Origin of the sequence: Sulfitobacter sp. R18_1, assembly GCF_017743915.1 — a bacterium.
GTDB lineage: Bacteria > Pseudomonadota > Alphaproteobacteria > Rhodobacterales > Rhodobacteraceae > Sulfitobacter > Sulfitobacter faviae.
Window position 1 is genome coordinate 127,634 of record NZ_JAGHRG010000011.1, and the last position, 20,776, is coordinate 148,409.

Annotated in this window: 20 protein-coding genes; 8 read left to right on the plus strand and 12 right to left on the minus strand. The window is 63.9% G+C overall.

Annotated features, from left to right (window positions below):
• The first annotated feature begins 73 nt into the window (after positions 1-73).
• On the plus strand, positions 74-1,846 hold the full coding sequence (locus J7392_RS19765) for an SLC13 family permease (RefSeq protein WP_209219060.1): 1,773 nt from the start codon (positions 74-76) through the stop codon (positions 1,844-1,846).
• Positions 1,847-1,921: 75 nt separating this feature from the next.
• A complete protein-coding gene (locus tag J7392_RS19770) occupies positions 1,922-2,779 on the plus strand; it encodes a bile acid:sodium symporter (RefSeq protein ID WP_209219061.1) in 858 nt (285 codons plus the stop codon).
• Positions 2,780-2,849: 70 nt separating this feature from the next.
• Here J7392_RS19770 and J7392_RS19775 read toward each other — a convergent pair whose 3' ends face one another.
• A complete protein-coding gene (locus J7392_RS19775; RefSeq protein ID WP_209219062.1) occupies positions 2,850-4,127 on the minus strand; it encodes a hypothetical protein in 1,278 nt (425 codons plus the stop codon).
• Positions 4,128-4,446: 319 nt separating this feature from the next.
• Between J7392_RS19775 and J7392_RS19780 the strand changes: the two genes are divergently transcribed.
• The gene (locus J7392_RS19780) at positions 4,447-5,481 is read left to right on the plus strand and encodes a hypothetical protein (protein ID WP_209219063.1); all 1,035 of its coding nucleotides are present in this window, start codon (positions 4,447-4,449) and stop codon (positions 5,479-5,481) included.
• Between the two features lies 1 nt (position 5,482).
• Here the strand turns inward: J7392_RS19780 and J7392_RS19785 are convergent, their stop codons facing one another.
• The 4 genes from J7392_RS19785 to mgtE all read right to left on the minus strand — a co-directional run bounded on the left by J7392_RS19785 (position 5,483) and on the right by mgtE (position 10,191).
• On the minus strand, positions 5,483-7,255 hold the full coding sequence (locus tag J7392_RS19785) for an SLC13 family permease (protein WP_168612245.1): 1,773 nt from the start codon (positions 7,253-7,255) through the stop codon (positions 5,483-5,485).
• A gap of 94 nt (positions 7,256-7,349) precedes the next feature.
• Positions 7,350-8,162 carry a TIGR00282 family metallophosphoesterase gene (locus tag J7392_RS19790; protein WP_067267593.1) on the minus strand — a complete coding sequence of 271 codons (813 nt, stop codon included), beginning with the start codon at positions 8,160-8,162 and terminating at the stop codon, positions 7,350-7,352.
• Between the two features lie 38 nt (positions 8,163-8,200).
• Positions 8,201-8,791 carry a 5-formyltetrahydrofolate cyclo-ligase gene (locus tag J7392_RS19795; protein ID WP_209219064.1) on the minus strand — a complete coding sequence of 197 codons (591 nt, stop codon included), beginning with the start codon at positions 8,789-8,791 and terminating at the stop codon, positions 8,201-8,203.
• On the minus strand, positions 8,788-10,191 hold the full coding sequence (gene mgtE / locus J7392_RS19800; protein ID WP_209219065.1) for a magnesium transporter: 1,404 nt from the start codon (positions 10,189-10,191) through the stop codon (positions 8,788-8,790). The genes J7392_RS19795 and mgtE overlap by 4 nt, the downstream gene beginning before the upstream one ends.
• Positions 10,192-10,313: 122 nt before the next feature.
• On the opposite strand from mgtE, the gene guaD reads away from it, so the two are divergent.
• Complete coding sequence (guaD, locus tag J7392_RS19805) at positions 10,314-11,615, plus strand: guanine deaminase (RefSeq protein ID WP_209219066.1); 1,302 nt, start codon at positions 10,314-10,316, stop codon at positions 11,613-11,615.
• A gap of 25 nt (positions 11,616-11,640) precedes the next feature.
• On the opposite strand, the gene J7392_RS19810 is transcribed toward guaD, so the two are convergent.
• The 4 genes from J7392_RS19810 to J7392_RS19825 form a co-directional block, all read right to left on the minus strand.
• Entirely contained in the window at positions 11,641-12,060 is a 420-nt protein-coding gene (locus J7392_RS19810; RefSeq protein ID WP_209219067.1) for a CAP domain-containing protein, read from the minus strand.
• A complete protein-coding gene (locus J7392_RS19815) occupies positions 12,057-13,391 on the minus strand; it encodes an 8-oxoguanine deaminase (RefSeq protein ID WP_209219068.1) in 1,335 nt (444 codons plus the stop codon). The genes J7392_RS19810 and J7392_RS19815 overlap by 4 nt, the downstream gene beginning before the upstream one ends.
• Positions 13,392-13,525: 134 nt before the next feature.
• Positions 13,526-14,326 carry a histidinol-phosphatase gene (gene hisN / locus J7392_RS19820; RefSeq protein ID WP_209219069.1) on the minus strand — a complete coding sequence of 267 codons (801 nt, stop codon included), beginning with the start codon at positions 14,324-14,326 and terminating at the stop codon, positions 13,526-13,528.
• 80 nt (positions 14,327-14,406) lie between these two features.
• Complete coding sequence (locus J7392_RS19825) at positions 14,407-14,781, minus strand: helix-turn-helix transcriptional regulator (RefSeq protein WP_209219070.1); 375 nt, start codon at positions 14,779-14,781, stop codon at positions 14,407-14,409.
• Between the two features lie 625 nt (positions 14,782-15,406).
• On the opposite strand from J7392_RS19825, the gene J7392_RS19830 reads away from it, so the two are divergent.
• Positions 15,407-16,183 (plus strand): Bax inhibitor-1/YccA family protein, encoded by a 777-nt coding sequence (locus tag J7392_RS19830; protein WP_209219071.1) that lies wholly within the window; start codon positions 15,407-15,409, stop codon positions 16,181-16,183.
• Between the two features lie 78 nt (positions 16,184-16,261).
• Here the strand turns inward: J7392_RS19830 and J7392_RS19835 are convergent, their stop codons facing one another.
• The 3 genes from J7392_RS19835 to J7392_RS19845 form a co-directional block, all read right to left on the minus strand.
• A complete protein-coding gene (locus J7392_RS19835; RefSeq protein ID WP_209219072.1) occupies positions 16,262-16,951 on the minus strand; it encodes a VIT family protein in 690 nt (229 codons plus the stop codon).
• Between the two features lie 16 nt (positions 16,952-16,967).
• A complete protein-coding gene (locus tag J7392_RS19840; protein ID WP_156505794.1) occupies positions 16,968-17,126 on the minus strand; it encodes a hypothetical protein in 159 nt (52 codons plus the stop codon).
• A 72-nt stretch (positions 17,127-17,198) separates the two neighbouring features.
• Positions 17,199-17,891 (minus strand): metal-dependent hydrolase, encoded by a 693-nt coding sequence (locus J7392_RS19845; protein WP_209219073.1) that lies wholly within the window; start codon positions 17,889-17,891, stop codon positions 17,199-17,201.
• Between the two features lie 306 nt (positions 17,892-18,197).
• On the opposite strand from J7392_RS19845, the gene gatC reads away from it, so the two are divergent.
• From gatC to J7392_RS19860, 3 genes are read left to right on the plus strand one after another with little or no spacing between them, the layout of a single operon-like run.
• Complete coding sequence (gene gatC / locus J7392_RS19850; RefSeq protein WP_209219074.1) at positions 18,198-18,485, plus strand: Asp-tRNA(Asn)/Glu-tRNA(Gln) amidotransferase subunit GatC; 288 nt, start codon at positions 18,198-18,200, stop codon at positions 18,483-18,485.
• Positions 18,485-19,972 (plus strand): Asp-tRNA(Asn)/Glu-tRNA(Gln) amidotransferase subunit GatA, encoded by a 1,488-nt coding sequence (gatA, locus tag J7392_RS19855; RefSeq protein WP_209219075.1) that lies wholly within the window; start codon positions 18,485-18,487, stop codon positions 19,970-19,972. The genes gatC and gatA overlap by 1 nt, the downstream gene beginning before the upstream one ends.
• Positions 19,973-20,009: 37 nt before the next feature.
• Complete coding sequence (locus tag J7392_RS19860; RefSeq protein ID WP_209219076.1) at positions 20,010-20,774, plus strand: hypothetical protein; 765 nt, start codon at positions 20,010-20,012, stop codon at positions 20,772-20,774.
• Positions 20,775-20,776: the final 2 nt, after the last annotated feature.

Consider the following 20,776-nt stretch of genomic DNA (forward strand, 5'->3'; position numbering starts at 1 on the left):
CATCACCGCTGGAACAAGCCACCCGGCCTGTGCTTAGCTTTCCGCCGATGGGCAACCACGTTAGACCGGATATATGACCACAGATCAGATCATTCTCTTTACCCTCTTTGGCGCGGTCTTTGGCCTGCTGCTCTGGGGTCGCTTTCGTTATGACATCGTGGCCTTCGGGGCGCTGATGCTCGGCGTGGTGCTGGGGGTGGTGCCCACGGAAAACGCTTTTGACGGTTTCGGCCATCCGGCCACGCTGATCGTGGCGCTGGTCTTGGTGGTTTCGGCTGGGTTGGTCCGTTCGGGCGCGGTGATGCTGATCACCCGCACGCTGGTCGACAGTTCGCGCAGCCTGGGCGCGCATATCACCATGATGGGCGCCGTGGGCGGGGTGCTATCGGCCTTTATGAACAATGTCGCCGCCTTGGCCCTGCTGATGCCGGTCGACATCCAGACCGCACGCAAGGCGGGCCGCGCGCCGGGGCTGAGCCTGATGCCACTCAGTTTCGCCACCATCCTTGGTGGCATGGCCACGCTGATCGGCACGCCGCCCAATATCATCATCGCCTCCATCCGGCAGGAATCCTTGGGCGCGCCTTTCAAGATGTTCGATTTCGCCCCCGTCGGTGGGATGGCCGCCATTGCGGGGCTGGTCTTTGTCGCGCTGATCGGCTGGCGGCTGATCCCCGCCCGCGAAGACGCCATGATCGAGGCCGAGGACATCGCCCAATATATCGCTGAGCTGACCGTGCCCGAGGGCAACAAACAGATCGGCAAACGGCTGGCCGAGTTGCAAGAAGAGGCGCATCGCGCCGATGTGGCGATCTTGGGGCTGATGCGCGACGGCAAGCGGCGCTATGGCACGGCCCGCAACGTGGTGCTGCAAGCCGGAGACGCGATCGTGCTCGAAGCCACGCCCGACGCGCTGGACGAGTTCCGCAGCACGCTGAACCTCGCGCTGGCCGACCGGGACCGCGAAGACCTGCTGCTGGCTGACGGTGACGGGGTCGAGATTGTCGAGGTCGTGGTGACCGATGGCTCGCGGCTCAACGGGCGCACGGCGCAGGCGGTGGGTCTGTCGTGGCGGCAGCGCACGGTGCTGCTGGGCCTGTCGCGACAGGGCCGCAAGATCACCTCGCAACTGCGCACGACCGAGCTGAAACCCGGGGACATCCTGTTGCTGCTGGTCCCGCGCGACACGGTGGCCCATGTCACCGACTGGCTGGGCGTGCTGCCGCTGGCCGACCGGGGTCTTGCGGTGACGCAAGACAGCAAGACATGGCTCGCCATTGCGATGTTCGCGGGGGCCGTGGCGGCGGCCTCCTTCGGGCTGATCTACCTGCCCATTGCGCTTGGCATCGTGGTGGTCGGCTATGTGCTGGCCAAGATCGTGCCGCTGTCGGAACTCTATACCCATATCGAATGGCCGGTGATCGTGCTGTTGGGCTCCATGATCCCGCTTGGTGCGGCGCTCGAGACTTCGGGCGGGACCGAATTGATCGCGGGCGCGCTGGTGGGGCTGACCGAGGGGCTGCCCGCTTGGGTGGTCCTCACGGTTCTGATGGTGGTGACCATGTCGCTGTCGGATGTGCTCAACAACACGGCGACGACCATCGTCGCGGCGCCCGTGGGCATACAAATGGCACAGTCGCTCGGCGTCTCTCCCGATCCGTTTTTGATGGCGGTCGCGGTGGCGGCCTCTTCGGCTTTCCTCACCCCGATCGGGCATAAGAACAACACGCTGATCCTCGGCCCCGGCGGCTATTCCTTTGGCGACTATTGGCGCATGGGGCTGCCGCTGGAGATCATCGTCGTCGCCGTGTCGATCCCCGCGATCCTGTTCTTCTGGCCGCTTTAATCGCCGCCGCCGCGCGTCGGACTTGCCAGAGCATATTTGCCGCCCCTAGGCTGAAGGTCAGCTTTGGGGGGACAAATGGACATTCTGATCAACGTCGTACTGCCGCTGTCATTGGCGGTCATCATGCTGTCGCTGGGCGTGGGCCTCACGGTCCCAGACTTCACCCGCGTGGCGAAATACCCGCGCGCCTTTGCCTTGGGCGCGCTTTGCCAAGTGGTGCTGGTGCCCGCTGCCGCATGGGCGGTGGCCATGGCCTTCGGCCTGCGCGGAGAACTGGCCGTCGGGCTGATGATCCTCTCCTTCTGCCCGGGCGGCGTGACCTCGAATATGATCAGCAAATTCGCGCGGGGCGATGTGGCGCTGTCGGTGACTTTGACGGCGGTGGTCTCGCTTCTGAGCATCCTGACCGTGCCGGTCTTCACCGCCATCGCCGTGCGGCACTTCATGGGCGATGCCGCGCCAGACGTCTCGGTCGCGGCGCTGGCGGTGGCGATGTTCGTGATCACCACCCTGCCAGTGGCACTTGGGCTTGCCCTGCGCCACCTCGCCCCCGGCTTTGCCGCGCGGATCGAGCCGGGCCTCTCCGCCCTCGCCGCGCTGCTCTTCGTGCTGATTGTCCTCGCCGCATTGGCCGGAAATTGGAGCGTTTTCACCGAGAACCTCGCCCGGCTTGGTCCCGCGCTTGTTAGCATGAACGCGGCGCTGATGTTGCTAGGGCTGGGCATTGCCGCCGCGGCCGGGCTGGCGTGGCAGACCCGCAAGACGATCTCGATCGAAGTGGGCATCCAGAACGCGACGCTCGGCATCACCCTCGCCGGGTTGATCTCAGGCCAAGCGTCGGGGTTCAGCGCCTATGCTCTGCCCTCGGCGGTCTATGGCATCACGATGTATCTGGTGGCCCTGCCCTTCGTCCTTTGGATGCGCGGACGCTGAGGGGGCGACGCCCGCCAAGCTAAAGGCGCGTCCAGAGGGACGCGCCTTTCGTTTTTAGACTGACGGCCCCTTAGGCCATGTCGAAGGCGTCATCCTCGCAGGTGTCGCCCCCTTCGTCTTCTTCCTCCGGCACGGAGGTGAGGGTCAGCGCGTCCATGAGGGCGCTCGCGGGGTCGGAGGTATCGGCTTCGGAGCCCTCCATGTCAGGGTCGACCATACCGGACACCTCAAGCACCTCGCCGCCGCTCTCATCCGAGTCCACCACGACACGCATGCCACTCAGATCGATATCTTCGAAAGACAGCGAGCCGGGATAGGTCCATAGGGTGAAGTTCGTGCTTGTGACCTCATCATCGGAACTGTCAGCGGTCGTGCCGAACTGCAGACCCACATCGAAGCTGCCCCCCGCTTGGGGACCACCCGCGAAACCGTCGACACCGTCATCCACCGCCTTCACATCCGTCAGGTGATAGCCTTCGGCGTTCACATCAGGGAAGAAGTTCAGTTCTTCGATTGCGCTGCCATCAGTCACATTGAAGAAAAGTCCGTTGATGTCAGCGTGGGATTCCGCTTCGGGATCAGTGGGCGAGAGGTTGAAGTGCAACTGCCCCTCCGGCGTTTCCGTGACGGCGATTGTGATCTCCCCATTCTCTCCCATCAGGAAATTAAGAACGGACTTATCGTCGCCACCGGTATGACCCCCTTGCGTACCACCCGAGCCGGACCCCTTAGTGCCGCAAGAGCCGGAGCCTTTGGTGCCCCCCGAGCCGGAGCCTTTCGTACCGCCAGAGCCGGAGCCCTTGGTACCGCCAGAACCAGAGCCCTTGGTGCCACCAGAACCGGAACCCTTCGTACCGCCAGAGCCGGAACCCTTCGTGCCACCCGAACCGGAACCCTTCGTACCGCCAGAGCCGGAACCCTTCGTGCCGCCAGAACCGGAACCCTTGGTGCCACCCGAGCCGGAGCCTTTCGTGCCGCCAGAGCCGGAGCCCTTCGTGCCACCCGAGCCGGAGCCTTTCGTGCCGCCAGAGCCGGAGCCCTTCGTGCCGCCAGAGCCGGAGCCCTTCGTGCCACCCGAGCCGGAGCCCTTCGTGCCGCCGGAACCTGAGCCCTTCGTACCACCAGAGCCGGAACCCTTGGTCCCACCCGAACCGGAGCCTTTGCCGTCATCGTTCCCGTCGAACTTCCCGTCCAAGTGCTTGTCATACCACTTCGCGAAGGAGGAGCCCTCTACCCCGCCGTTGTGATAGGACTTCGTTCCGCTGGCATCGCAACCGCTGCCCGCTTCACCGCCAGTGGACCAGCTATTGTCCTTGCTGTTCCAACCCTTTGAGAATCTGTAACCCATGACGCCAATCCCTCATATGCATTTGCAGCCGCGGCCGCTTTGCAGCGCCGCATCCCCCACTGACCTGTGAACCTAGCAGCGGCGCCTATTTCCGCCAAATTCTTTCCATTTTTTGGGTAAATTGGGCCGACAAAGCGTGACAAATAGAAACAGTGCGATACCCCGAGAGGGCATTGTTCTTTCGTATAGATCAAATGCGCTGATGGGGTGCGAATCACTCCCGCCGGGATAGGTGGAAATTGCCTTTGTTTTGCCCAAAACCCGCCGTACCCTCGTCAGCCAGCCGACCTAGACAGGTGAAAACACCAGCGGAGGCCCCATGGCACGACCCAAGGAACAAAGCGCTCAGGCCCAGATCGTCGCGGCGGCGCGCAAGCATTTCGGGCAAGATGTGGCGCGGGTATCGGCGCCGGGCGGCGAAAACCGGTCGAGCTTTCGGCTGCATCTGACCGACCGCACGGTGATCGCCACCCTGCGCCCGAACTTCCGCCGCACCCATCTCGAAGCCCATGTGCTGACCGAGCTTGGCCGCCACTGCAGCGACCTGCCCGAATGTCTGGGCGTGGTGGGCGAGATCATGTTCCAATCCGACGTCGGCAAACGCCGCCTCAACGTCGAGGTCGCGCGGGTGGAACGCGCCAAACAGCTTGACCTCGCAGCCGAAGCGGTCTCGGCCATCTTCCGCATCCACGGTGCCGCGCGCCAGACCGAGTTGAACGCGATCATGCCGCATCTGGGCAACAATCGCGACTGGGTGCTGAACTTCGTCGATGCGGTGGATTTTCTAAAAGACCTCGGCGGCGGCATCTCGGATCAGTTCGACCGCACCGCCGCCTATGAGCGCATCAACGCTCCGGCGCGGCAATTCGTCAAATGGGACTGCCGCTCAGGCAATGCCGCGATTGGCGCGGATGACAAGCTGCGCTGGTTCGACTTTGAATATGCCGGGCTGCGCCACGGGGCCGAAGACATCGCTTGGCTGATCGGGGATGAGGCATGGCCCATCGCCCCGCCGGATATGGTGGATGTGGTGATCGACGCCTTCGATCCAACCTGCGGCATCGCCCTGCCCGACTACCTCGATTACCTCTCGGTCTACCTGACCTTCCACGCGGTGCAGCGGCTCAAACTGATCAGTAAAGAGGCCAAGAAGCGTGGCTGGCTGAGCAAGGACCGCATCCGGCGCTATGACGATGCCGGGGTGCATCCTGAATTCGCGGCGCATATCTGTCGGGTCGGGGCCTATTTCTCGGACCAATCCGAACTCACCGCCCCGCTGACCCGCAACTTCCTTGAGGCGCAAGCGGGCTTTGACGCAATCGTCGCCCAGTCCGACGTGCCGCGCAGCGCCTAAGCTACCAGATAAGCGGGATCACCGCGCTGACCAGCACCGACATGCTCAGGTTCAGCGGGATCCCGATGCGCATGAAATCGGTGAAGCGATAGCCCCCCGGCCCGTAAACCAGCGTGTTGGTCTGATAGCCGATGGGCGTGGCAAAGGCGCAGGAGGCAGCGATCATCACCGCCACCACCAGCGGGCGCGGGTCCATGCCAAGCGCGGTGCTGAGGCTGATGGCAATCGGCGTCATAATCACCGCCACGGCATTGTTGCTAACGATCTCGGTCAGGATGGTGGTCAGCAGGAACACCGCCCAGATGATGAAAAACGGCGGCAATTGCGCCAACCCCGGCGCGATATTGTCGACGATCAGCGTGATCGCGCCGGAGTTCTGCAAGGCCGCGCCAACCGCCAACATGGCAAAGATCAGCGCCAGCAGACGCCCCTCGACGAAAGAGAAAGCCTCCTCTGCGTCGATACAGCCCGTCACCAGCACCACGGCCACGGCGATCACGGCCAGCAGGAGGATCGGCGCCACGTTGAAGGCCGCCAGCGCCACGATCCCCACGAGGGCGGCAATGGCGATCGGCGCATGCCCCCGGCGGAACGCCCGGGCCGAAGGTTGGGTCACATCGACAAGGTTCATCTCGCTCGCCAGCCGCTGGATATCCTCGGCAGCCCCTTCCAGCAGCAGCGTATCGCCGACCTTGACGATCAACTGGTCAAGCTGCTGGCCGATGTTCTGGTTCCGCCGATGCACCGCCAGCGGATAGACCCCATAACGCCGCCGCAGCCGCATGGAGCCCAAGCTGCGCCCCACCATCCGGCAACCGGGGGTGATCAGCACTTCGACGGTCGTGGTCTCCACCGCCGACAGCTGGTCGACCCGGCGCAGTTCCTTGTTGTTTTGCAGACTGAGAAGCTCGGTCATCTGGGTGCGCAGCACGACACGGTCGCCAACCTGAAGCGCGACCCCTTTGAGGTTGCGACGCAATGAATCGTCGCCCCGCACCACGTCGATCAGCCGCACGCCCTCGCGTTTGAAAAGCTGAACGTCCAGCACTTCGCGGCCAATCAGGTTGCTTTCAGGCGGGATCACCGCCTCGGTAAAGAATTTCATCTTGGAGCGGTCAGAGAGCATATTCGCCATGCTGTCACGCGCGGGCAGCAGCCGGTCGGCGAAGAGCAGCATGTAAAGCAAGCCCCAAGCGCAGACGACGAGGCCCACGGGCAGGATCTCGAAAATGCCGAAAGGGGCCATGCCCTGCGACCGCGCCACACCGTCGACCAACAGGTTGGTCGAGGTGCCGATCAGCGTCAGAGAGCCGCCCATGATCGCGGCATAGCTGAGCGGTATCAACAGCTTGGAGGCTTTGGTGTTCAGTGTGCGGGTCAACTGCACCACCACCGGGATCATCACCACCACCACGGGGGTGTTGTTCATAATCGCACTGGCCGCCATGACCGACAGGATCACCCCCGCCACCGCCGTTTTAGGATGCGTCTTGGCCGAACGTTCGGCCAGTCGCGTCAAAACATCCAGCGCCCCGGTGCGGACCAACGCTCCCATGATGATGAACATCGCCGCGATGGTCCAAGGCGCGGGGTTTGAAAGCACCTCAAGCGCGTCGTCATAGGGCAGCACGCCAAGCGCCAGCAGCAAGGCCGCCCCGGCGATGGCGACCACTTCGGTCGGAAAGGCTTCGCGCAGGAAAAGCACGAACATCATGCCGACGACCACGAGGGTCAGCACCGCCGTCTCCATCGGAGAGAAGCTGAAAAATTCCATCAAGAACCTGTCATTCGGGCAAAAGGCCGTTGTCCAGTTACGCCGATTGCCGCCCTCGGTGCAAGCGCGACGCGCGGGCCGCGCCTTGCTGCTCTTAGGGCGCGCTGGCCTGAAGGGCACCGCCCTCACGCACCGGGACGATCCGCGTGGCCCGCCCCGTGCGGTCATCGGTTTCGATATAGACGCCCGAAAGGGTCGCCTCGCCATTGGCGGGGGTGAAACGTTCGCGCGGCATGCCTGTGATAAAACGGCGCAGAGGCTCGGCCTTATCCATGCCAATCACCGAATGATAATCGCCGCACATGCCGGCATCGCTCAGATAGCCCGTTCCGCCGGGTAGGATCATCGCATCGGCGGTGGGAACATGGGTATGGGTGCCGACCACAAGGCTCGCCCGCCCGTCGCACCAATGGCCCATGGCCATCTTCTCGCTCGTGGCTTCGCAGTGCATATCGACGATGATCGCCTGCGCCATGCCGCCCAACGGATGGGTTTTCAGCACCGGCTCCAGCGCCGAAAAGGGATCATCAAAGGGCCGTTTCATAAAGACTTGGCCAAGCGCTTGGGTGACCAGAACCTTCTTGCCGTTTTGCGCTGTGAACAGCTTGGCCCCCTTGCCCGGCGCGGATTTGGAGAAGTTCAGCGGGCGGATCACGCGGGGCTCTTGCTCAATAAAGCTGAGCATGTCTTTCTGGTCGAAAGCGTGATCGCCAAGGGTCAGACAATCGGCCCCGGCATCGAGCAGCGTCTTGGCATGTGCGCCCGAAAGCCCCATGCCGCCGGTCGCATTCTCGCCGTTGACCACAATGAAATCGAGCTTCCAGTCGCGCCGCAGCCGCGCCAGATTTTCGGTGATCGCCCGCCGTCCGGCCCGGCCCATCACATCGCCAAGAAACAAAATCTTCATGCCCATGGACTAGGACGCGCGCGGTTTGGCGGCAACCCTTATTCCGCTCGGGACGGAGGCTGGCCCGGCGTCACCTCGATCACCCCGGCCTCGGTCACGATTAGATCGAGCGGCGCGTCGGTGTCTTCCAGCGGGATGTCGTCCCACTCCTGCCCCGCGAAAGCAAAGCCAATGGCCAGCGTGGCCCGCCGCGCGCGCAACATCGCCAGCGTACGGTCGTAAAAGCCGCCGCCATAGCCCAGCCGTCCGCCTGCGCGGTTGAAGGCTAGAAGCGGCACGATCACGATCTCGGGCTCGAAGAAATCGGGCTCAGCGGGGATCATCGCGCCAAAGGTGCCCGGCGCCATCGGTGTTTCCGGGGTCCAACGGGCAAAAGACAGCGGGTGGTTCGGCTTTTCGATCACCGGGACGCCGACGGGACCATGGGCGCAGGCTTCGGCCATGGCGGGGCGTGGATCAATCTCCGTTCGGATCGGCATGAAACCCGACAGCGGCACGCCGCGGTAGCCCGCCAAAACCTCGGAAAGATACCCTGCCTGCGCCGCCGCATTCGCTTGATCGAACAAGGGCTTACGGCGGGCAAAGGCCGCCTTGCGCGCCTCGGCCTTCCGGGCGGCACAATCGCTCACAACAGCACCAAGGCGGCAAGGCCGAGGAAGGCGAAAAAGCCCACCACATCCGTCACCGTCGTCACAAACGCGCCTGAGGCAAGCGCCGGGTCCACCCCGAACCGCTCCAGCAAGATCGGGATGCCGGTGCCCGCAAGCCCCGCCACCACGAGGTTAATCACCATCGCCGTGGCGATGACATAGCCGAGCCCCGGCGAGCCGAACCAGAGCACGCCGACAATGCCCATGATCACCGCGAATATCAGCCCGTTGACCAACCCCACCAAAACCTCACGCCGGATCACCCGCCAAACGTTGGAGCCGGTGAGGTCTTTGGTCGCGATGGCGCGCACCGCCACCGTCAAGCTCTGCGTGCCCGCGTTGCCGCCCATTGAGGCCACGATCGGCATCAACACGGCCAGCGCCACGATCTGCGCAATCGCCGCCTCGAACTGCGAGATCACCACGGAGGCCGCAATCGCCGTCACAAGGTTCACCGCAAGCCACGGCAGCCGCTGTTTCGTCGTCTCCGTGACCCGGTCAGAAAGCGACCCCTCGCCCACGCCCGCCAGTCGCAGGATGTCTTCTTCGTGTTCTTCGTCGAGCACGGCCATGGCATCGTCAATGGTGATGACCCCGATAAGACGCCCCTCTTCATCGACCACGGGGGCCGAGATCAGGTGGTACTGGTTAAAGGCATAGGCCACATCGCCCTCATCGCGCATGGCAGGGATAATCTGAAAGGTCTCTTCCAGAATATCCGCCAGCCGCGTCTCGCGGCGCGAGCGCATGAGCTTGCCTAAGGTCACATTGCCCACCGGATGCAGGCGCGGGTCGACCATGACAATGTGATAAAACTGATCCGGCAGGTCTTCTTCCTTGGTGGCGCGCAGATGGTCGATGGCTTGGCCCACCGTCCAATGCTCCGGCGCCATGACAACCTCGCGCTGCATCAGACGGCCGGCGGAATATTCGGGCCAGTTCAGCGCCTGTTCCACCGCAACGCGGTCGGTCTCTTCCAACGCGTCGAGGATGGTTTCCTGCTGCGCGTCTTCCAGATCTTCGATCAGGTCGACCACATCGTCGCTGTCCAGCTCGCGCACCGCTTGGGTCAAGACCTGCGGCGTCAGGATGCTGATGACTTCCTCGCGGACCGACTCGTCGAGTTCCGACAGAATCTCGCCGTCGAATTCCTGCCCGTAAAGCCGGATCAAGGCGGCGCGGTCGTCCTCGTCGATCTGCTCAAGAAGGTCGGCAATATCCGCCGCGTGCAGCGGCTCCATCAATTGGGTCAGATGCGCCTGATCATTGGCCTCTACCGCATCAAGGATCGCGGCCACGGCTTTCCGGTCGAGCACATAGGCCTCGGCACGCTCTTCAGGGGATGCCGCCGGATCCAGCTCTTCGATCTGCTCTGACATCCGCTGCTCTCCGTCTCTGCGCCTTTGTTGGAAACGATAATAAGCGAGCGCCCAAGCCGGTACAACGGCACCAGCGACGCTTCGGTATTGTTCCCCGTCCCGCCCTCACCTAAACCACTGGCATGACAAATCAACGACTCCTTTTGGGCGCGACGCTCAGCTATTCCGGCAACCCGATGCAAAGCGCGTGGGAGGATGCTGTGAAGATCGACACCGAAGGCGGTGTCTTGATTGAGAACGGTCGCATTGTCGCCGTCGGCAAGGGGGACGCGCTGCGCGCCGCACATCCGCAGGCCGAGGTGACACGCTACGCCGATGCGCTGATCTGCCCGGGTTTTGTCGATGCCCATGTGCACTACCCGCAGACCGCGATCATCGCCTCATGGGGCAAGCGGCTGATCGACTGGCTGAACACCTATACTTTCCCCGAAGAGATGCGCCTGTCGGATCCCGCCTACGCGGGCGAGATTGCTGCGCGCTATCTGGACCTGACGCTGGCCCATGGCACCACCACGGTCGCGTCTTATTGCACCATCCACCCCCATAGCGCCGACGCGCTGTTTCAGGCGGCGGAAGAACGCGGCCAGCGGATCGTCGCGGGCAAGACCTGCATGGACCGCAACGCGCCCGAAGGGCTGCGCGACACGGTGCAATCGGCCTATGACGACAGCAAAGCGCTGATCGAGCGCTGGCATGGCAAGGGCCGCGCCACCTATGCGATCACGCCACGTTTCTCGCCCACCTCCACGCCCGAGCAGCTCTCCACCCTCGGCGCGCTTTGGGCCGAGCATCCGACCTGCCTGATGCAGACGCACCTCAGCGAGCAGACGGATGAGATCGAATGGGTCCGAGACCTGTTCCCAGAGGCGCGCGATTACCTTGATACCTATGAGGCCCACGGCCTGCTGGGCGAACGCGGCCTCTACGGCCATGCGATCCATCTGGAACCGCGTGAGATCGACCGGCTGGCGGAGGTCGGCGGTGCGCTGGTGCATTGCCCGACCTCAAACACCTTCATCGGCTCGGGGCTGTTCGACATGACCGGCCTTGCCGCGCGGGGCATTCCGCTGGCGCTGGCAACGGATACCGGGGGCGGCTCTTCCTTTTCGATGCTGCGCACCATGGCGGCGGCCTATGAGGTCGGCCAGTTGCGCGGCACGCCGCTGCATGCAGCACAGCTCATTTGGCTGGCCACCGCAGGCTCGGCCCGCAGCCTGCATTTGCAAGATCATGTGGGTTCACTGGCCGAAGGGATGGAGGCCGACATCACCGTGCTGTCGCTCGACTCCACCCCCGCCATCGCGCAGCGCCATGCCGCGGCCAAGGACATTTGGGAAAGCCTTTTCGCCACGATCATGATGGGCGATGACCGCGCGATTGCGGATGTTTGGGTGGCGGGCGCACGGCGGGGCGGCACGGCGTAACGCGCCCCCCCGCCTATGGCTGGGATCAGCAGGGCGCGCCCAGCACCATGACCCAGACCGCATCATCGGCGCGAACCAGCCCCATCTCCTCGGCCCGGGCGTCGACCATATTGCGGTAATGCCCCGGCGAGTTGGTCCAGCCGGTCATGACCTCATCGAGCGATTGCTGCCCCTTGGCGATATTCTCGGCCACGAAACACCATTCATAGCCCGCCACCGCCGCGCGGCGGCCGACATCGGTGCCATCGCGGCCTTGGTGGCTGAAATAGTCATGCGTGGCCATGTCGCGGGCGTGGTCCTCCGCCGCCTGTTCCAAACGGCTGTCATAGCTCAGGGGCTGCAACCCCTTCACATCGCGCAGGGCGTTCACCCTGTCCAATCCCATCGGATCGGCCAAAGCGGGCATCCCCGCCAGCATCAGTATCGAGAATAAAACCGGCTTCATCCAGCCAAGCCTTTCGCCAAATCATTCTGCCGCGCCACCTGAGCGGCCAAGTCGATGGTGGTGATCTGACCATCGCGCACCACCTGTCGGCCTTCAACGAAAAGGTCGCGCACCGCCGTAGGACCGGCAAGAAGCAGCGCAGCCGGATCCCAACTGCCCGCGCTTTGCACGCCCGAAACATCCCAGATCGCCACATCGGCCCGTTTGCCGGGCATCAGCCGCCCGCAATCAGGCCGCCCCAGCACATCCGCACCGCCCCGCGTGGCCAGTTCGAGCGCCGCGCGGGGGCTCATCGCATCCGCCCCCCGCGCCACCCGCTGCAAGAGCATCGCCTGCCGCGCCTCGGCGGCCAGATTGCCGCTGTCGTTGCTGGCCGAGCCATCGACGCCCAGCGCCAGCGGCACACCCGCGTCCAGCATCGCCCGCACCGGCGCGATGCCCGAGCCGAGGCGACAGTTCGAGCAGGGACAATGCGCAACCCCCGTGCGGGTCTGGGCGAAAAGGTCGATCTCGGCCCCATCCAACTGCACGCAATGGGCGTGCCAAACGTCGTCGCCAAGCCAGCCGAGGCTTTCGGCATATTCCCCCGGGCGGCAGCCAAATTTCTCCTGCGAATAGGCCACATCCTCGGCATTCTCGGCCAGATGGGTGTGCAGCATCACGCCCTTGTCGCGCGCCAGCAGCGCCGTGTCGCACATCAATTCGCGGCTGACCGAAAAGGGCGAACAGGGTGCCAATCCGACGCGGCACATCGCCCCTTCGGCGGGGTCGTGAAAGGCGTCGACCACGCGGATGCAGTCTTCCAAAATGGCCGCTTCACGCTCCACCAGTGCATCGGGCGGCAGGCCGCCATCGCTTTCGCCGATGCTCATCGAGCCGCGGGTGGGGTGAAAGCGCAGCCCAAGTTCGGCGGCGGCGTGGATCGTATCCTCCAGCCGCACGCCGTTGGGGTAGAGATAAAGGTGGTCCGAACTCAGGCTACAGCCCGAGAGTGCCAATTCCGCCAGCCCGATCTGGGCCGAGACGAACATATGCTCTGGCCCCATGCGCGCCCAGATCGGGTAGAGCCGTTGCAGCCAGCCAAAGAGCAGCGCGTCCTGCGCCCCCGGCACGGCGCGGGTCATGCTTTGGTAGAGATGGTGGTGGGTGTTCACGAGGCCCGGCGTTACGACGCAGCCCTTCGCCTCGACAATCTCACCCTCTGTCCGAAGGCCCTGCCCGATCTCGGCAATCACGCCGTCGCGCAGCAGCAGGTCCGCGCCTGCAAGCTCCCGCCGGGTGTCGTCCATCGTGATAAGGTAATCCGCGCCGCGGATGAGGGTCTCTGCCATAGGTCACACTTTCGCTATGCCCGTCTCATGCAAAGCGTGTGTGATCGGTGGAAAACGGGCGAGAGAACCGACCTTCTGCGGGATTTATCGCATCCCGCCGGGGCCGGTCAATCCGGGCTTTCCCGACAATTGAATCAATAGGCGGAAAGGATCGCAAGCGCTTGGGCGTGGATCTCGCGGTTGGCCGCGGCCAGCGCCCTGCCCCCTTCATGCACCGGGTTGCCCTGCCAATCGGTGACGATGCCCCCGGCGGCTTGGATCACCGCAATGGGCGCTTGAATGTCATAGGCGTTCAGCCCCGCCTCGATCACCAGATCGACCTGCCCCGCCGCGACCAGTGCATAGGCGTAGCAATCCATGCCATAGCGGGTCAGCAACGCCTGCGAGGCGACGGCGCGAAAGGCGCTGCCCTCCTCACTGCTGCCGACCTCGGGGAATGTGGTGAAAACGATGGCCTGCCGCAAATCCCGCGCCGCACGTGTCTGCAAGGGGTGGCTGCCGTGAGGCCCGCTCAACAGCGCGCCATCCGGCGCCCCCTCGAACCGCTCCCCGATATAGGGCTGGTCAATGATGCCATAGAACGGCCCCGAGGCGTCGGAAACCGCAATCAGCACGCCCCAAGTCGGCGTGCCGCTGAGAAAGCCGCGCGTCCCGTCGATGGGGTCAAGCACCCAAGTCAGCCCCGATGTGCCGGGCTGCGCGCCATATTCCTCACCCAAGATGCCATCCGCGGGCCGCTCCGCCGCCAAGATATCGCGCATCGCCCGTTCGGCGGCGCGGTCGGCCTCTGTCACCGGATCGAAACCCGTGCCGAGCTTGTTGTCGGCCTGCAAATCGAGCCTGCGGAAATAAGGCAGGATCACCTGCCGCGCCGCATCCGCCATCAGATGGGCAACGCGGCGGATATCGGGATCGAAGTCACTGGTGTTCATCATGGCGAAGACCTGACAGTTTGCGCCCCTTTGCGCAAGCCTGTCAGTGCGTTAGAGCCGCGTCCAGACGCGGGCGGGCAGGCTCAGGCCACGTCACTCAAGACGCGGGCCAGTTCGAACAACCGGCGGCGCTGGTTCTCGGGGATGGCGTAGTAAGAGCGCACCAGTTCCATCGCCTCCTTGTCGGCCATCAGATCGGCAGGCAGCCCGTCCAACGGCGCGCCTTCGGCGACCTCCTCATCCTTCAACCCTTCGAAAAAGAAGGACACGGGCACCCCAAGCGCATCGGCGATATCCCACAGCCGGGACGCGCTGACGCGGTTCGCGCCGGTTTCGTATTTCTGTATCTGCTGGAATTTGATCCCAACCAGTTCCGCCAGTTTCTGCTGGGTCATCCCCGTCAGCCAGCGGCGCTGCCGGATACGTTTGCCCACATGTACATCTACCACATGCACCATATTCTCTAATCCTTATAGGGCACATGCGACCGTGCCAATCTCAGTTCCAAACAAGGACGAAGTGTGCCGTTGCCTCGCACGATACCGCAGGGGTTGCGCGAAAGTTCTGCCTCCTATCATAGCGGTTGCGTTGAATTCGGCCAAGAAATTTCACGGGATGGTAAAAATCTGCCCTGTATCGACTGCAACCTCAGGCGGTGCACTGCCCCTCTCTCTCTGCGACCGGCGGGTGTGAAATCCCCAAGTTTCCTTGGGCCTGTCGGTTTCCCGCTCGGCAACCACTGGATGAACGCGAAGAATATCAATCGGTTCCCGTCGGAATGCGTCAAATGCCATCTTTCCGTGTTTGGGGCGGTGAGAATGGCTGCTGCCCGCGCGCGTGTCGCTTGAAACGCATCGGTGCTTTTCCGCCGATCGACCGCTCGCGGCAGCCCCGTCCAAGGCGCGCGCAGGGCAAGCCGACGCCCCGCGCTCGCCCCGAACATCCCTACCCCTAAAACCCGCAATTATTGCCGTGATATCAGCCCGCAAGACACTTGAAATTCGCCCCCTCAGGCCCGATATTCAGACCCAAGAACGTGTCGGCCGGGTTTCGACACGCAACTTTGCCAATGGGAGTCACTAAATGGCTGACGTCAATTCAATTCGCTCTGCTGCCGGGTCGCGTGTCTCCGCGATCGACGAGGGTCTGCGCGCTCATATGAACAAGGTGTATGGCACCATGTCGATCGGCATGCTCATCACCTTCGCCGCGGCCTGGGCCATCTCGGGCCTGTCGGTCACCACCGACCCCTCCGCCGCCGTGGCGCAGCTCAGCCAGGATAAATACCTGACGCAATTGGGTTATGCGCTCTACGCCTCGCCGCTGAAATGGGTCGTGATGTTTGCGCCTCTTGCCTTTGTTTTCGGCTTCAGCGCGATGATCAACAAGATGTCCGCAGCGACAGCGCAGGTCGTGTTCTACGCTTTCGCCGCCGTCATGGGCATCTCGATCAGCTCGATCTTTCTGGTCTTCACCGGCTACTCCATCGCGCAGGTCTTCCTGATCACCTCCATCGCCTTCGCCGGTCTGTCGCTTTGGGGCTACACCACGAAAAAGGACATCTCCGGCTGGGGCAGCTTCCTGATCATGGGTGTGATCGGTCTGGTCGTCGCGTCGATCGTCAACATCTTCCTCGCCTCCTCGGCGCTGATGTTCGCGATCTCGGCGATCGGTGTTCTGATCTTCGCGGGTCTGACCGCCTATGACACCCAGAAGATCAAGACCGAGTATCTGGCCCACGCGCATCACGGCGACACCGAGTGGCTGGGCAAGGCCGCGATCATGGGCGCGCTGAGCCTCTATCTGGACTTCATCAACATGTTCATGATGTTGCTGTCGCTCTTCGGCAACCGCGAGTAATCGCCCTGCCATCCGATGCCAAAGGCCGGCTCCGAAAGGGCCGGCCTTTTTCTTTGGCACCGTCTTAGGCCAAGCCGCTTATCCAATCGCGCCGAACAGATGCCCGACCCCGGCCGTGACGGCCATCGCCAGACCGCCCCAAACCACGACGCGCCCGATGGCGGGCCGCTTTGGCGCACCGCCCAGTTGCGCGCCGCCCGCGCCGAGCAGCATCAGCGCCAACAGTGCCACCAAGGCAATGGTCACGCCGCGCAGCCCCGCAGGCGCCAGAACCGCCGCAAACAGCGGCAGCCCGCCCCCCAAGGCAAAGGCCAGCGCCGAAGCGCCCGCCGCCTGTAGCGGATCGGCCTGACCGGCGAGGCCGAACATGCCCAACTCTTCGCGCGCATGGGCGCCGAGGGCGTCATGGTCTGTCATCTGGGTGGCGACCTCTAGGGCGAGGTCGCTTTGCACGCCCCGGTTCTCCAGCCCTTCGGCCAGTTCGCTGAGTTCATAGTCAGGATCTTCGATCAGGGCGACGCGCTCACGCTCCAGATCGGCCTTCTCCACATCCGCCTGCGCCGAAACCGAGACATATTCCCCCGCCGCCATCGACAGCGCCCCGGCGGTGAGCCCCGCAAGCCCCGTCAGCAGGACATTGCCCTGCGTCATGCCAGCCGCACTCACCCCGACCAGCAGGCTGGCCGAGGAGACGATACCATCGTTGGCCCCCAAAACGGCGGCGCGCAGCCAGTTGCTGCGGTTGATGAAGTGGCCTTCTTTGGGCATCTGACCCGCCTTGCGTCTACTGCGGCTGATACACCAACAGATGCGCCGGGAAAATGACCGGCCTGTCACCGCCCACCCCGGTAAAGCCGACACTGCCGGTGGGTTCCGCCCGGCTCAACGGTGCGCAGGCCCCCAGTGTCAGCAGCAAGATCACGGCAGTCGATTTGGCAAACATGGCATTCCCCCGGCAGTTCCTTCAGGTATCCCCCGTTCCGCCCCGCCGCGCAAGGCGTCGGGGCGGAGAGGATCAGACGGTGATCGGCTGCATCACCTGCGGCTCCACCACATCGACGCCGGGCAGGCCATCGGTCAACACCTGCGCCGATTGCTCCAGCGCGTCGAAGGTGCGGTAGTGGCAGGGAATGACCGTCTTGAAATCGAAATAGCGTTTGGCGGCATAGGCGGCCTGCGCCATGTCCATCGTGAAATGCCCGCCCGCCGAGAGAATGCCGATATCAGGTTTGTGGTAGTCGCCCATCCAATCCATATCCGCCATAATCGCCGTATCGCCGGAATGGTAAATCGTATGCCCCTCGCCCGAGATCATGAAGCCGGTCTCCATTCCAGTGTAGATCGGCCCGTTCTCGCCGTCTACCGATGAGGAATGCGAGGCCGGGACCATGGTGATCGCCACCTCGCCCGCGCGGATCGTCCCGCCTTTGTTGAAGCCCGTGGTCTGCTGTACGCCTTTGCTTTCCAGCCAGCCCATCAGCTCGACCATCCCCGCGACCGGGGCATTGGTGCGGCTGGCGATGTCGGCGATATCTGCCGTGTGGTCGAAATGGCCATGGGTCACGAGGATCTGCGTGGCGCCTTTGATTGCATCGGCATGGTGCGCGTCGTCCAGCATGGGGTTGTCTTTGAGCCAAGGGTCGATCAGCAGCACTTGGTCTTCGATCTCGATGCGGAATGAGCCGTGGCCGAGCCAGATGATGTTCATGGGGGGGTCCTCCTGATTGCGGTGGGTCTAACATCAGATTTGACCCTATCCTGCGCGGAATCAAGTAACCCCCGAACATGCCACCCTAGCCTGGAATCAAGGGCGCATGCTCGCCGGGCTGGCGCTTCTGCAACACCGACGCCATCCCGACATCACCGGATACCGCCGCGGCCATAAATTGCCCAACTGCCCCGGAGCAAGCACCATCCCCCGGTCTGGCGCCGCCCGGCTCCGTTCCGAACCTCTCAAACCCTTGCGAGGCCCGCCCCCAAACGGTAGAGGAGCCTCAAAGAGATGGAGATGTTCATGTCGATCGACGAAAACACCGCCGCACGCGTGGCGAAACTGGCCCGGATCAAGGTTGAACCCGACGCGCTGCCGGCGCTGGCGGAAGAGTTCAACACCATCCTCGGCTTTATCGAACAGCTGTCCGAGGTGGATGTCGACGGCGTCGAGCCGATGACCTCCGTGACCCCGCAACGCCTGAAAAGGCGCGAGGACGTGGTCACCGATGGCGACCAGCAAGACCGCGTGCTGGCCAATGCCCCCGATGCCCGTGAAGGGTTCTTTGCCGTGCCGAAGGTGGTGGAATAATGACCGATCTGAACAAACTGAGCCTGGCCGAGGCCCGTGACGCCCTGCGCAAGGGTGAGACCACCTCGAAAGACCTGACCGAGGCCTGCATCCAAGCCATCGACGGCGCCGGTGCGCTCAATGCCTTCGTGCACCGCACGCCAGAGATCGCGATGGAACAGGCCGCCGAGGCCGACGCCCGCATCCAAAAAGGTGACGCGCCCGCCATGTGCGGCCTGCCCATTGGCATCAAGGACCTTTTCTGCACCAAGGGCGTGCCGAGCCAAGCAGGCAGCCGCATCCTCGAAGGGTTCCTGCCCGAATATGAGAGCACCGTCAGCCAGAAGCTGCGCGACAGCGGCGCGGTGATGCTGGGCAAGCTCAACATGGACGAGTTCGCCATGGGCTCGTCGAACGAAACGTCCGTTTATGGCAACGCGGTGAACCCGTGGCGGCGCGAAGGTGACACGGCGGAACTGACGCCGGGCGGCTCCTCGGGCGGCTCTGCTGCCGCCGTGGCAGCCGACCTCTGCCTTGCCGCCACCGGCACCGACACCGGCGGCTCGATCCGCCAGCCCGCCGCCTTCACCGGCACCGTGGGGATCAAGCCGACCTATGGCCGCTGCTCGCGTTGGGGCATCGTGGCCTTCGCCTCCTCGCTCGACCAAGCTGGGCCGATGACCAAGACAGTGCGCGACGCCGCGATCATGTTGGAAGCCATGTGCGGCCATGACGCCAAGGACAGCACCAGCGCCGATCTGGCCGTGCCGGACTTCGAGGCGGCGCTGACCGGCGACATCCGCGGCAAGAAGATCGGCATCCCGCGCGAATACCGCATGGAGGGCATGCCCGAGGAGATTGAAAAGCTGTGGGCCGACGGCATCGCCATGATGAAAGACGCGGGCGCCGAGATCGTCGACATCTCGCTGCCGCACACCAAATACGCCCTGCCCGCCTATTACGTCATCGCGCCCGCCGAGGCCTCCTCGAACCTTGCGCGCTATGACGGCGTGCGCTTTGGCCACCGCGCCAAGCTCGACCACGGCGACGGCATCACCGAGATGTACGAAAAAACCCGCGCCGAGGGCTTCGGCCACGAGGTTCAGCGCCGGGTGATGGTCGGCACCTATGTGCTCTCCGCGGGCTTCTATGACGCCTATTACAACCGCGCCCGCAAGGTCCGCACGCTGATCAAGAAGGACTTTGAAGACGTCTTCGCCCAAGGCATCGACAGCATCCTCACACCGGCGACCCCCTCCGCCGCCTTCGGTCTGGGCGAGATGAAAGACGCCGATCCGGTGGCGATGTATCTCAACGATGTCTTCACCGTGACGGTGAACCTCGCCGGTCTGCCCGGTGTCGCGCTGCCGACGGGGCAAAGCGCCACAGGCTTGCCGTTGGGTCTGCAACTGATTGGGCGCCCGTGGGAAGAGGCAGACCTGCTGTCCTCCGCCTATGCGCTGGAGAAGGCGGCCGGTTTTGTGGCCAAGCCCGAGAAATGGTGGTAAGCCGCAGGGCGGTGAATAAGAGGCGAGAGCGGGTCAGATGATCACACGGACACTTCTAGCGATGACGGCAGGCGGTCTTCTGGCAGCCTGCCAACCGGCGATCCCCGATTCTGGGAACATCAACACCGGGCGCGGTGTCGGCTTTGGTGACAGCAGTTTCGAGGCCGAGCAGCGCGCGCGCGATGCCGCGCTGGCGGGCGACGGCAGCTACATGCCCGCCGCCTCGGAGGTGACCGCCCAGCCTTTGGATGATGGCTCTCCCGAAGCGACGGCGGCGGAAACCGCCCGCGTGCTCGCCGCCACCCGTCCGGGTGGGGCCAGCAACGGTCTGGGCAATGACGCGGCCACCAACTCGGGCGTGGCCCCGGTGAACGCCAGCCCGTCGAACCCGCCCCCCGCTGCGGTCAACGCCGTGGGCATCTCGAACGAGAACAACTTTGACGCGGTATCGGGCCAGCGCAGCATTCAAGACGACGCCGCCCGCGTGGCCGCGAACCGCGCGCAATATGAGGTCGTCCAACCCGAGGCCCTGCCCGAACGCCGCAATGTCGGCCCGAATATCGTCGCCTATGCACTGCAAACCAACCAATCGGTCGGTCAGCAGATTTATAGCCGCATCGGTTTCAACAAGGCCCGCAAGTTCGAACGCGCCTGCGCGCAATACAGCCACGCCGACCAAGCGCAGATCGCCTTTCTTGAGGCCGGTGGCCCCGAGAAAGACCGCCTTGGCATGGACCCCGATGGCGATGGTTTCGCCTGCGACTGGGACCCCACCCCCTTCCGCCGGGCTGCACAGGGCTGACA